Source organism: Mesorhizobium sp. M0185 (genome assembly GCF_040322175.1).
Taxonomy (GTDB): Bacteria; Pseudomonadota; Alphaproteobacteria; order Rhizobiales; family Rhizobiaceae; genus Mesorhizobium.
This window is the reverse complement of sequence record NZ_JAMYSY010000041.1, coordinates 1-11,855: the sequence shown is the minus strand read 5'-3', so window position 1 is coordinate 11,855 and position 11,855 is coordinate 1. Positions and strand designations below refer to the sequence as shown.

The window sequence follows — 11,855 nt, the reverse complement described above, 5'->3', positions numbered from 1 at the left end:
GGGCGCCCCATATCGAGGCGGTTGGTTCGGTGTTTGCGACGAGGCGTCGGGACGAGCGGCAACGTTGCTACTATTTTTGCCCTATCTTTGCCGATTGTCGTCGGCGCAGCGGGTCTCGGTATCGAGACCTCCTACTGGTATTTTAGCAGCCTGAAATTACAGGCGGTGGCGGATGCGGCAGCCTATGCTGGCGCTTTGGAAAAGGTTTCGGGATCTGACAAGCCAACGATAGTCGCCGCCGCGACACTGTCAGCGACGACGAACGGCTGGGACCCGTCAACAGGCACAATCGAAATCTTCACTCCCCCGTCCTCTGGCCCGAATGTCGCCCAAAAGGCCGTCGAGGTCATCGTTCATCAGACCCTCGATCGGTTTTTCACATCGATATTCACGCAAAACGCGATCGGCGCACGGGCAAGAGCGGTGGCTTTTATCACTGACGCCTCAAAGGCCTGCGCTTTGTCGCTCAATCGTTCCGCCCCGAGAGCGGCGCTGTTTTCCGGCAGTTCGACCATAAAAATGACCGGCTGCTCCGTCATGTCCAATTCCATTGCCGCCGATGCGATCAAGCTTCAGGGATCGGCAAACCTTCAGGCCGACTGCCTGATATCGGCCGGCGGTGTTTCGTTGAACAACCCTGTGACGACTGTTTGCGCCAGCCCGATAACCCAGGCCTTACCCGCTGGTGATCCCTTTGCCGACCTGCTGGCGCCACCAGCCACAACCCCCTGTCAAAATTCGAAATTGTCGACCCTGAACCCCGGGACATACTGCAGCGGGCTGAGCTTGAGCGGCAATGTTGCGCTCGCGCCCGGCGTGTACGTCATTCAAGGCGGTGATTTCAAGGCGAACGCGAACGCCAATGTTTCCGGCGCCGGAGTCATCATTTATCTGGCCGGCAGCTCGGGCGTCAGCATGAACGGCAACGCCACCGTCAAGCTTAGTGCACCCACGTCGGGCACGTATTCCGGTGTCCTGTTTTACGGCGACAGAGGTAACCTGACGGGATCGAACACGTTCAATGGCACGGCGGACTCGCTTTTGACCGGCGCTCTGTATTTTCCAACACAGGACGTCAATTATCTCGGCAATTTTTCTGGCAAGGGTGGTTGCACGCAGGTCGTCGCCGGTACCTTGCAGTGGTCCGGCAACACGAGCATCAGCCAGGATTGCACGAGCCTCGGAATGCGTAATATTCCGGCGACGCAATCCGTTCGGCTTGTGGAGTAATCTTCGTGGAACGGTTATCAGTCCGGATCTTCCGGAGCGATTCGGGTGTTGCTGCGGTAGAGTTTGCGCTGATTGTGCCGATCCTTTGCCTGGTACTTCTTGGCGTCATTAACGGCTGGTCTTTCGTATCAAGCGCGCTGTCGATGCGTGCGGGCGTCAAAACGGCGGCGAACCTCGTGATGCAAGGGGCAGCCGACGACACGGCTACCCAAGCCGTCGCCCTTTCGAGCTGGGATAATCATCCCGATGACGCGCAGGTGACGCTGAGCCGGAAATATATGTGCGGGATCACCGTGGTCGATCCATCTGTCCTGTGCGACAGTCTGAAAGCTCCCGCGGTTTTCGTCGAAATACAGGCGACGGCCACCTGGCTCCCGCCCTTCAGTTTTGGCGAGTTTTCCCTCTCGCGCGAGCTCAGCCACAAACAGGTGATACGTGTTCGCTAAAGGGAGAGCCTTCATACGTGAGGCATCAGGCGGAGCCGCACTGGAGTTCGCGCTGATCGCGCCTATTCTGATAATGCTTTTGATCGGCATCTTCGCATTCGGCTGGGCTCTGAATGCCATGTCGAGTGTTCGCTATACTCTGGAAACGTCCTCACGAGCGCTGCAAATGAAGAACTCGCTGACCGAAGCCGAGATAAAAGCGATAGCCACGGCAAAATTGCTGAGTTTGGGCTTAAGCGATGTCGACATAACAATAGCAATCGACGCCCCCAGCGGCGGCTTTCGAATGGCCCATCTGACCGCCAAATATGCGTTCGTGATCGAATTCCCGTATTTCGACCGGTATCCGATTAATTATGCGACAACCGTCACGGTTCCTTTGATTGGAACATAAGGCTCATTCTAGTCGGACGCCGCAGCTAGTTCTCCATCAAAAAACCTGCAGCGAAGCTCTTCCTTGCCGCAAGGTGCTTCACGCGGGCTTTGATCCCCGGCTTGACCCATTGGGGTCGCCGGCGGCCTTGGCAAGCCCTTTGGTAGGAGGCCGGCATGCTCCTGAAACGTACTTCCACAACCGATCCCGCATGTCACGCCGCCTCTGACGATAACGCTATGTTCATCAGCCAAGCTCAATTATCTGGCAGACCAAAAGCTACACGAAGCGACAGACGCCGGGAATTAGGCGAAATGGCTGAAGACGAACAGAGGCGCCAACGCAGGCAGCGCGTCTTCAAGGGCGCAACAATCCTGACCGGCATGACCCATTCCGAGGTCACGTGCACGGTGCGCAACATGCATGCCGGCGGCGCCGAACTGAAGGCCTCGATCGACGCTCGCGTCCCCGACGAATTCCTGCTCTATGTGCCGACCGACGGCATCGCCTACAAGGCGGTGGTTCGTTGGCGTCGCGAAGACCGCATCGGCGTCATGTTCACCGGCACCGAGCCAAAGCCGCACTGGCACTACGGCTAAATCCCCTGAACCACACCTGGTAGCCGTATGCTGGGCGGTGATTGACCCCGTTCTTTGGACGCCTTGTTCCTCCTCCAGAATTTCTTCGACTTAGGTGGCCGACAACCATTCTGGCGCCGACTGACTGCTCGCTTCCATTATCGGTTTGCCGACCATCGTTGGAGATTTCAGAATAGCTACTGCTCTCGCCCTCTCCACCGTCCTGATGGTTTAAACAGTGCTCGTGCATTTCGAGACGGTCCGAGTCGTCGCGAGGATGCGGCGCTGGTGGGGTCGCTCTGCTCGTGTGGAACTGCTCGCATTCATCACGCCTGCGTTTGTCGCGCACCTGCTCGGTATTGGGCTGGGGAATAAAGGGCGCTGTTCCCCACAAGCAGAAAACCGGCCTCCCCCTTGCTTCGGCCTGCGGCCTGCAGCACCGACAAGGCACCCGCTAGCGGGTGCCGCCGTCATCTTTTCATGCCGTCGCGAATCGTCACGTGATCGGTCCGAAAGGTGATGGTTTTGGTCCGTCGAGACGACGGCGACATTTGCCTGACTGGGAACGACAGGGTCAGAGTGCCTGTCATATCAGGGAACCTCGTGCAATTTGTCGACCAGCCCACAAAATTCCAAAAGAACGGACCGCTCGCTTTGAGGTTGAGTTGCGCCTTAGTGCTTCCCTTGTGATCTTCCTCAGCGTCCGCTGTTTTGACAGGGAGCGCATTGGTCATTCGGCCTATCGCGCTTTTCTGCGGCCCGCCGTTTCGCCCGACATCATGGAACGATATCGCCCCCCATGTATTAGAAACCCATGGACACTATGGAACCCCACGGCCACGGGATGGCGGTCGATATTTTGACATCGGAAGTTGCCAATGCCAGGCAGCGCATCCACCGGACCGAGCTCGCACTTCAACGCACTGAAGAAATGCTGGCCGAAAATCTCGCGCTGTGCAGCAGGATACGAACTGCGGTCGAGGCCGCAGACCGCTTGGTGAAGATCAATCCCCCCAGCTTTGAAGGACGTCGTGCGAGTTGAACTGGGCCGGCGGTTCATTCGTCGCGACCTTCAGGCCACCGGCACCACTCGCGCTCAAGCACGGCGGCAACCAGGTCGACAGACGGTGAGCGCGGCTCATGGTGCGTGCGAGGAACCTGTCATGGGCCATGCGCTCCACTGCCTCGAAATGCGATCGCGCGCGCGGCGCCAACAGAACTTGGGAATAGTACCGTCGGTATGGAAGTCGCATCGGCACTGTCCTTCCAGCCCTGATTGAAGAGGCCCGTATCCGCTGCCCTGCTGTAGGTAACGAACCCCTCCCCGTTGCGGGCTCCGACCTCTTCCATCGAAGCCGTGGCAGCACCCAGTGATTCCCAAATGCGATCGACAAAGTCCTCGTCTCCGGTCCTGTCGGCCGAACGGCAACTCGCGAAGCACGGCCATCTCGCCCTTGCGCGTTTCGTGCATGATCTTGCCTGGGTCCGCGTCTCCGAAGACGGAAGTCTCGGTCGATTGGTAGCGGGCGAGAAACGCCAGCACGCCACGGACAAGCTCGGGATTGAGCCAGAGCATTTGCAAGGCGGAAATGACTCCGTCGCGACCAAAGGCGGTTGAGAACCATGGAATGCCGGCATACGGGTATGGTCCCGTCTCGAGGTCGGTTGTCAGGAGCGCGATGTCGGCACGTGTGCGGGCCAGCCAGTCATTGAATACGCGTCCGGAACTGAAAACGGTGGCGCCTTGCCGGCGCTTTGAGCGAATCGCACATCGCGCTCGCGCAGCGGCGGCACGAAACCGGTCACTGGACGGAATCTCTTCGCCGTGACCGACCATCCAGATGGAGGATCCTGCGGTCACGGCTCGGCACGACAATGCGGAACTCGGCGTAACTGGAATGCACCTGATCCGGCTCCGCAATGACCGACTGGCGCCCCACATTATCAAGCCCTTCGTACCGAAATGTGACGCTTGCCTCACCAATCAGCGCGTCATGGGCACGACCGCGATGGCTACGCGTGGTGCCGCGCACCGCGAACATGTCTCGGAAATCGGCATCGAAGTCGACACGGACCGGCAACGCAATCTCGCGCGCGAAGTAGTTGGTGAAGGTAATGCGCTCGAGCAACGGGGGTCTTCGCGCGAGCCAGTTATCCGATCTCCCGCTCAGAAATTTCTACCAAATATTCCGACCTCCTGATGGAACCCTTTCGTTGCGGGCGAGTTGCGGCTCATTGGGACGGACTTCCCGAACATGACAACGAGCAACAAAGCAGACCATCAGTCTGTCTCCGAAGCGTTTCGGAAACTGATCCGTTCCGAAGGCTATCGGCATCACGTACAAACGTTCTTAAATCTGGGGGTCGAACCAGAACTGCCGCCAACCCTACAGTCATTACTTGCGGCTATTGATCGGGCCAAACAGGCCCCGACGGAAGAAGGTCCCTAGCCGGCTGGGTGAGCGTCAAAGCGGAAGAGTACAGAGGCTCGCTGCGTGCTTGTTCTCTAATCCCCTCTTGGAAATTTCCTACAAACATTCCCTTGATTTTTCCCGACAGAGGGTCATGAATGTTCCGCGTGGGTTCTCGCTGAGGTGGGAGGCCTGGTATGAACGTTTGGACGAACTGCCGACCCATCAAAGTGACTGCCAATGAGCTTGTTGAAGAGCTGATTTTACGAGCCCGGCGCGGCCAAATCATCATCTCCGTCAAAGAGACTATCGCAGCGGTGCGCCGAGACGGCCCGCATCTGGCAGAAAGTGACTGCGAGCTGGTGGAGCTTATTGTCGATCTTGCCCCAACCTTTGGCATGTTCGTCGCGTTCGACCTTCGCGAATAGCCTCATGGCAACCCATTGGTCCTCCCCTGCGGTGTACGTCAGGACAGACCGACCTGGGATTGTGGGAGAAAGGCGGCTCGAGGCGCGTCAATAGGATCGAGGAGGAGCATGGCGAGCCGGTGTCCGATCCCCACCACAGAAATTCTACAAACATTCCTGACTGTCGCGGCCCAGCGCCGTACCAATTTGTACAATTCGTACATGGCCTTGATGCCGCTCAGGTAGGGAGTAGAGTCACCCTTCGGCGTGTCCCTGGGGAGGGCTGGATGAGCGTCGCGCGAAGGGTCGGTCCGTTTCTAGAACAAGCAATTACTGTACTCCTCAACAGGGCGGACCGTCGCGACACGGTCTCGATCAAAGCGGCACTACGCGAAGCTCGGGAGGCTGCGCCTTATTTGGTGGCCTCCGACGAAGAACTAACCGAGGCGATCGTCGAGGCAGCAACTGCCATGGGCCTCTGCGTGGCTTTCGACGCCCAGGAGTAGCTGTCAGCCAACTTCGCTTGTCGTGACCTGGCAATGGCGACCGTGTGCTGCCATTCATTCTCGACATTCCGGCCTTGGCGTGACAGCCCTCACATTAACGCTCTCGCCGAGGACGAATAAGCATCGGATGCCGCAGATTTCCGAATGGTCCTTTGAGGCGATCGCCGCAACGGCTAGACCGACTACAAGCGAAATGACTAGGGCGACACCCACCGGAAGATGATGCATACCGGCTTCGTACCGACCGCTCGGACAAACGTCGATGAACGTTTGGAAACACCCGTCACGGACTCAGACCATCCCTAACAAATGGTTAGCCGTCCTCGTCGCTGAGCCGGTTTATAGTGAGGAAACCCGCTAGCCGCCCTAAGGCCCCTTCATGGCTCGCCACTGGTTCAACCCTCCGGTCCCCGTCAAGACCGAGCGTCCCGGGTTCATTCGCAACGTCAACAACGCCGAGACAGCCGGCGAGGAGCTGATGAAGTGGACCAAGCGTGGCCCTTGCTGGGATCTCGCGGTGCGCGTTTGCATGGCCGTGATTTTCGATGAGATGGAACCCGAGGAGGCCCGCAAGGCATTCCTGGCTGCTGCAAAAGAGGAGGGACATTACTCCCCCCAATGACAAGTAGCTAACTTGAGTTGCGGTAAAGGTTCTCTGACCAACACCGCCTTCGCGAAAGGAGCCCGCCGCCCGTGAGAAAGGCGACGGACCTCCACAGCGGCTGCACATCCAAGAATCGACCGCTGCAAGCTCTAAACCCGCGAGGGCCTACATCGTTCCTTAGCTGCGGCTAAAGCGGGGTTGGTCAGCGGGCTCTTGGCGCTCTAAGTTCCCCCTTATGGGTCCTCTCTGGTTCGCTCCCGGTCTACGTGAAGACGAAACGTCCGGGCATTCGCAATGGGGTCAGCCACGTCGAGGGAGCCGCCGAGGAACTCATGGGGTGGGACACAAAGGGCCCGAAGTGGACCAAGGCGGTCCAATCCTGCGTCGATGCGTTCGAGGGCAGCGCCTCCCCCCAAGAGGTGCGTGAAGCCTTTGAGGCGGCTGCCAAGGAGGCCAACGTGTATCTCTCCCCTGAGTAGGAGGTACAGGGTCTTGGTGTGGTGATCGAGGTATGCACGAGCTTGGTCGCCGCCATCGGGCAGAACCCCCTTGGCGGCAAAGCTTGCTCCATGAAATTGATGGCGCCGTCATTATCGAAGCGGCGATGGCGAAATTGGCATGGTGAATGTTTGCGGGCGCTTGAACCCTTGGGAGCATAGCTGTTGGAGGTCATCGATATTGTCTTTTGCTTTCAGGTGAGGTTGCGCCGGCGGTTGTCTGTCTCCAGGCCGGATACAATCAAGCGGTCTTGCGACGGTCCGGACGAACGCAGCGTCAGCGCCGCTCCGCAGCAGCGGGCTGTAGACGGCGGTCGCCAGCCAGCTTGAGGCGCAGTCGCCGCAACCACTCGCCATCCTCTCCGAGCGGATCGCAGGACAGCTACGCGATTCTGAGCACTGCCAGTCGGCCTAATTTTTCACTGCCGAATGGACGATGAAACGCGTAAGCGAGTTTCCGGACCGGAGCTATGCGTTGGGTTGCCCAAATGATGCAGAGGCGCTGCTGTGTTGGCGCGACACGCTCGACCGCAGGTGCGGACGGCATAAGAATATTGGAGAGGCCCGTGGTGATTGGGGATTGCGCCGGTATTGGCGACGCGCGACGACTGGGTCGATATCTGGGCGAAGGCAGCCCCTGTGACGCAACTTCATACCGGAGAATGGAGGCCGCGCTGGGAGGTTGTTGCTTCGGCTACCAACTCAAAGTGATTGTCCGGGAGAGTTCGGCGATGTCGCCATAAATCATCGAACCTGTGACGAGAAAACATTTATCACCGAGGACTTCGAAGAGTGAGCTTGCCGCGGTACAAACCGGCAGGTTCTTCGAATTGGCGTACGTGCCGAGCGTCGCGGTTTCGACCTTACGGTCCTTGGCTTCGGCACAGCCGACACTGATCGCGAGGATTGCGATAGCAATGAGAGTCGTCTTGCTCATATTTTGCCCCTGGAGCCAGCTCTTGTCGGGTAAGTCGCGCGATGCATCAAAATAGCACCGGCCCACGATCGGCTTCATCCATCGATTGGAGGAAGCGGGCTCATCCATAATTAGCAATATCTTGAGTAAGGCACCGAGCGCACCAGACTCATGGAACGGCGCGCGGAATTTCCATTCGTGACGAGGTGGCGATCCCGGCCGCCTTCGCAAACGGGTCCCTCAGCAGTGCGTAAACGTTTCGATTCCGAGCTATAGCTTTCCGCATTCGATCATCGATCATACCAAGGTGAAGAAGGGGCAGCAGATCGAGCTTACCGGAGAGATCACGCGCGTAGACGAGGAAGGCGGCAGGGTGACCGTCGATCTGGCACCACTGGTGACGATCGACATCGACAAGGTCAGGCTGGTCGAGAAGTACAGGACGCCAAAGCGCAAGAAGCCGCTGCGCGACATGGTGGATTAGCTCGCGGACCGCCGCTTATCCACGCGACATCGGTACCACTCAAACGAATGGCAATTTTCCGTCTGAATGCGTTTAGGGTCCATGCTCGGAGACCGCGGGAGACAGTGACTCCCCGTTTCAAGGCGTCGAGATGCTACGAGCACCGAAAAGTCAGTTCCTTAGACCTAAAGATCGGGCGATCTGCCAGCGGGTTGTCGACCAGGTAACCGCCGACGCCAAATGGTACAGCACCCCGATAGACGGTCAGATTCTGGCCTCGACCACGCTGAATCTCTTTCAATCAGGGGTCGTAAACGAAACGAATTTGCTGGCACATGTTCGCGCGCGGCGCCACGACTTCACTAAACTGACAGGCTAGTTCTTCACCCTCGCGACATAGGCGCGAAATGCGGCTCCTCGTAGTCCGCCGGCCTATTGTTAAGCAGATTGAGCGCCCGCTTTATGTCCCGATGCAGATGGTCGATCGCTTCCCAATGCTCGCCAAATGGCTTGAGCGACAACTGCGCGTCGCGGAGTTCTACCGTCAGAAGCCACGCCTGTCGTTCAATTTTGGCGAGGTGATATTCGGAAACGGCTTCGTGTCGGCGAGGGTGCGGCATCCCGCAAAATAGGAATATATTCCGCATGCCGTCAAGGCAAATAGACTTCGTCCTCCCCTCAGCGCCTGCTAGCCGCGGGCATTTTGGGGGAAGCATGAATCAAGTTATGTGCGTTTGTAGCCATCAGCGTTTTGTCGGGCTGCGCTACTCGCCCAGCCGACATCAAGCCCGTGCTGGTTTCGTCCAGCGTATACGCGGGCAAGTCCTGCAGCCAGTTGGAAGCCGAACGTTTCCGACCTCGTGCCGATAATGGCCGTACAACACAGGACGGCCCGCCATGACGTGGATGGCGTGTTTTGGCTTGGCTTGCCGGTTGGCAGCATGATGGACGACACAGACATCAAGGCAGGTGAAGCCAAGCTCGCGAGCTGAAGGGCAACATGGACGCGATCAACGCAGCCCGACGAAAGGGCGGCTGTGTTGCCGGCACTCGCCGTTTCAACGTTAAAATTGTCGGCTTGCTTCCCGCCCTCGCGACTGCGGAGTGGTCGTTTAATCGATTGACTCGCGTAATACACCGGCAGTTAATCTCCCCGCCAGGGCAAAAAGAGGGGCTATGAAACTGGGAGCAAACGATGACTGTCCAAAAAGAAGACTATCGAACCAACAGAGCCGACTACGCCATAGCTGCGATGCTTAGCCGAGCGACCGCTGAGGGCGATCGTGACGATTTGGTGGCGAGGAAAAAGTCCCTGTGGGTAACAGATCGGCGATCTGCAAAATTGGCTGCAAACCCCTCCGAAAGCTCGCCAGAACCCAAGGCAAAACCGCGCGGTAAGTGAATCGGACGCCAGCCACTTTCTTACCGCCGCGTACTTCGTTCGCATGGTTCGATTATATTAGATTTATCTAAAATACTAACCAGCCAGTCGAGCATTCCCGAACGCTCGCTGGTCAGGCCCAGCGGCCCCCCTAACCCAAGCTGCTGGGCCGCCACTCAGAGCAAAGCGCGATGTATGAGCATACCTAGCATAACGGTGATCGTCTCCACCTTGCCGGCCGTGCTTAGCACCACCTGAAAATCAGCTTTGAATCCCCGAATGTGCGGGGTCCCAGTGGCCATCACTAAACATTTCGAGATTTGCGGTTCGAGCCGGCTCCCTTCATCGGCATGAGCGGTGACGGAGTACATCATCTTGGCAAATCAACACAGCCGGCATCCTCGTCCCCTCATTCGGTCGAAAGCTAGGTGGAACAATCAGGGTGCGCAACTTGTCATCACTGATATTGCCGCTTCACCCCAGCTTTGAGCGTGCGCCCTTCCGTCTGTGCGTGGTTCACCGTTTTTTACGCTATTAGCACACGTTTATAAACGGACATGTTGGTGTAGCTTGTACGTGCCCAAAGCCTCGGCGCAACGACCCAGCGCCGGGGCTTTTTTGCCGTATCCTTGCTCAGCATGTGCCAGATGATCATTGCAAGCTTGCGCGCAGTGGCGACGGCCGCGATGTGCTTCCCGCGGCGCGAGGCGATCCGCTTGTGGGAGGCGCGAAGAGGTCCTGGCGATCGCACAGCCGCCCATGCCGCCTCGACCAGCATCCCCCGCGCATGGCCGCGGCCCTGCTTCGTAATGCGCCCGTGATAGGCTGGCCCCTCACCGGACTGCCGCACGCTCGGATTGAGGCCAAGATAGTCAACGAGCTTCTGTGGATCGCTGAAGCGCCGTATGTCGCCGATTGCCGCGGCAACGCTCGCAGCCACGGTGACGTCGCCGCGCAACGTCATCAGGCGGCGGATTGTCGGATCCTGAAGGGCATGTACGGCGATATCCGCCTCGACCACCGTCAACGCCTCGTTGATCTGGTTAATCAAGCCGAGGTGGCGCTCGATGGCGGCGCGCTCATCCGCAGGCAATATTTGCCTCGTCAGCCATTTGCGCCCGCTGATCCCGACGAGGTTCCCATGCGGACACGGCGGGATCAGGTGGGTGTGGAGGATTGACTGGATCAGGTTCTTCAGCCGCGAACGCTGGCGAACCAGCTGTGTCCGCCTGGTGACCTGTCTTCGGAGGGCAAGGGTCCCCGGATCCGGAACCCAGACCTCCGGCAGAAAGCCCGAGGCGTAGAGCTTCGCAAGGACAGTGGCGTCGATCGTGTCAGTCTTCACCTTCGCGTGCGCGATCATGTGCACCTGCTTGGGATTGGCGATCACGATCCGATCGACGTAGGGCGACAGCACTTCAGCGACGGCAGCAGCATTGCCCGTGGCCTCGATCACCACATGATCATCGTGGGTGAGTTCCTTCCTGGCGAACTCCTCGAGCTTATTGCGCAGCATTTGAACGCGGCCGAGCTTGACGATCTTGCCATCAAGCAACGACACGACCTCGGCGGTTACGCGGTGTATGTCCATGCCGATAATACGCACGGTTCCCTCCATCGTTGGTCACGAACAGGGAGCGAGCGGGCAACACGACAAATACGGATCCGCACTCGCAGCGCATCCGGGCGAGTCGTAGGGGCGGCCAGATAATGTGCTCGAACTCGCAGTTCATCTGCATACGACGGCCTGCCCGCACTTGCGTGCTCCCGGTGCCCCGTGGCCCGGATGCCCGGATGCGCCAAGCTTAACGAACCTGACGACCGAACAAACGATGGCACCAAGAACATCATGCCGGATACGGCTTCATCGAGAGCTTCAACGGCAAGGAAGGCGCGTCAACACTCTACGCTACGATTGCTGGCCGCCCGTCGTCACGGCGCATATGCGACGTTCCGTTAGCCGCCGATCGCGTTCCTATCCACGACAATCGCGTGGTGGTACATTCGGTTGATTTGGCGAATGTTTTTTGTCGTCAACTCACC

Annotated in this window: 12 protein-coding genes and 2 pseudogenes; 11 read left to right on the top strand and 3 right to left on the bottom strand. The window is 58.5% G+C overall.

The window, feature by feature from the left end:
• Window positions 1–33 precede the first annotated feature (33 nt).
• From NKJ20_RS25565 to NKJ20_RS25545, 5 genes are all read left to right on the top strand, one after another.
• Window positions 34–1,230, top strand: coding sequence for a pilus assembly protein TadG-related protein (locus tag NKJ20_RS25565; protein WP_352747892.1), 1,197 nt, complete (start codon window positions 34–36; stop codon window positions 1,228–1,230).
• A 5-nt stretch (window positions 1,231–1,235) separates the two neighbouring features.
• On the top strand, window positions 1,236–1,676 hold the full coding sequence (locus NKJ20_RS25560; protein ID WP_352747889.1) for a TadE/TadG family type IV pilus assembly protein: 441 nt from the start codon (window positions 1,236–1,238) through the stop codon (window positions 1,674–1,676).
• On the top strand, window positions 1,666–2,070 hold the full coding sequence (locus tag NKJ20_RS25555) for a TadE/TadG family type IV pilus assembly protein (protein ID WP_352747886.1): 405 nt from the start codon (window positions 1,666–1,668) through the stop codon (window positions 2,068–2,070). Before NKJ20_RS25560 ends, NKJ20_RS25555 begins: the two co-directional genes overlap by 11 nt.
• A 293-nt stretch (window positions 2,071–2,363) precedes the next feature.
• Window positions 2,364–2,648, top strand: a complete 285-nt coding sequence (locus tag NKJ20_RS25550; RefSeq protein ID WP_023680838.1) for a PilZ domain-containing protein — start codon at window positions 2,364–2,366, stop codon at window positions 2,646–2,648.
• Window positions 2,649–3,471: 823 nt separating this feature from the next.
• Window positions 3,472–3,669 carry a hypothetical protein gene (locus tag NKJ20_RS25545; RefSeq protein ID WP_352747883.1) on the top strand — a complete coding sequence of 66 codons (198 nt, stop codon included), beginning with the start codon at window positions 3,472–3,474 and terminating at the stop codon, window positions 3,667–3,669.
• Window positions 3,670–3,846: 177 nt separating this feature from the next.
• Here the strand turns inward: NKJ20_RS25545 and NKJ20_RS34180 are convergent.
• Window positions 3,847–4,756, bottom strand: a pseudogene (locus NKJ20_RS34180) (glycogen debranching N-terminal domain-containing protein); the annotation flags it as partial.
• 479 nt (window positions 4,757–5,235) lie between these two features.
• Between NKJ20_RS34180 and NKJ20_RS25535 the strand changes: the two are divergent.
• The 4 genes from NKJ20_RS25535 (at window position 5,236) to NKJ20_RS25520 (ending at window position 7,034) form a co-directional block, all read left to right on the top strand.
• Complete coding sequence (locus tag NKJ20_RS25535; RefSeq protein WP_023680941.1) at window positions 5,236–5,466, top strand: hypothetical protein; 231 nt, start codon at window positions 5,236–5,238, stop codon at window positions 5,464–5,466.
• Window positions 5,467–5,732: 266 nt separating this feature from the next.
• Complete coding sequence (locus NKJ20_RS25530) at window positions 5,733–5,951, top strand: hypothetical protein (RefSeq protein WP_352747880.1); 219 nt, start codon at window positions 5,733–5,735, stop codon at window positions 5,949–5,951.
• Between the two features lie 379 nt (window positions 5,952–6,330).
• Entirely contained in the window at window positions 6,331–6,573 is a 243-nt protein-coding gene (locus tag NKJ20_RS25525) for a DUF982 domain-containing protein (protein WP_352747877.1), read from the top strand.
• Window positions 6,574–6,821: 248 nt separating this feature from the next.
• Window positions 6,822–7,034, top strand: a complete 213-nt coding sequence (locus NKJ20_RS25520; protein ID WP_352747875.1) for a DUF982 domain-containing protein — start codon at window positions 6,822–6,824, stop codon at window positions 7,032–7,034.
• A 712-nt stretch (window positions 7,035–7,746) separates the two neighbouring features.
• Here the strand turns inward: NKJ20_RS25520 and NKJ20_RS25515 are convergent.
• On the bottom strand, window positions 7,747–8,097 hold the full coding sequence (locus tag NKJ20_RS25515; protein WP_352747874.1) for a hypothetical protein: 351 nt from the start codon (window positions 8,095–8,097) through the stop codon (window positions 7,747–7,749).
• A 178-nt stretch (window positions 8,098–8,275) separates the two neighbouring features.
• Here NKJ20_RS25515 and NKJ20_RS25510 point away from each other — a divergent pair, with 178 nt between their 5' ends.
• Both NKJ20_RS25510 and NKJ20_RS25505 read left to right on the top strand, forming a co-directional pair.
• A complete protein-coding gene (locus NKJ20_RS25510; protein WP_352747873.1) occupies window positions 8,276–8,452 on the top strand; it encodes a hypothetical protein in 177 nt (58 codons plus the stop codon).
• Between the two features lie 386 nt (window positions 8,453–8,838).
• Window positions 8,839–9,063, top strand: a complete 225-nt coding sequence (locus tag NKJ20_RS25505) for a hypothetical protein (RefSeq protein ID WP_352747870.1) — start codon at window positions 8,839–8,841, stop codon at window positions 9,061–9,063.
• Between the two features lie 1,377 nt (window positions 9,064–10,440).
• Here NKJ20_RS25505 and NKJ20_RS25500 read toward each other — a convergent pair.
• Window positions 10,441–11,418: pseudogene (locus tag NKJ20_RS25500) on the bottom strand (IS110 family RNA-guided transposase); the annotation flags it as partial.
• Between the last annotated feature and the right edge of the window lie 437 nt (window positions 11,419–11,855).

Bases quoted from the DNA above. Each gene is read 5' to 3' on its own strand.
- NKJ20_RS25550 (WP_023680838.1), top strand. From the start codon at position 2,364: ATGGCTGAAGACGAACAGAGGCGCCAACGCAGGCAGCGCGTCTTCAAG.
- NKJ20_RS25545 (WP_352747883.1), top strand. From the start codon at position 3,472: ATGGCGGTCGATATTTTGACATCGGAAGTTGCCAATGCCAGGCAGCGC.
- NKJ20_RS25535 (WP_023680941.1), top strand. From the start codon at position 5,236: ATGAACGTTTGGACGAACTGCCGACCCATCAAAGTGACTGCCAATGAG.
- NKJ20_RS25530 (WP_352747880.1), top strand. From the start codon at position 5,733: ATGAGCGTCGCGCGAAGGGTCGGTCCGTTTCTAGAACAAGCAATTACT.
- NKJ20_RS25525 (WP_352747877.1), top strand. From the start codon at position 6,331: ATGGCTCGCCACTGGTTCAACCCTCCGGTCCCCGTCAAGACCGAGCGT.
- NKJ20_RS25515 (WP_352747874.1), bottom strand. From the start codon at position 8,097: ATGGATGAGCCCGCTTCCTCCAATCGATGGATGAAGCCGATCGTGGGC.
- NKJ20_RS25505 (WP_352747870.1), top strand. From the start codon at position 8,839: ATGCGGCTCCTCGTAGTCCGCCGGCCTATTGTTAAGCAGATTGAGCGC.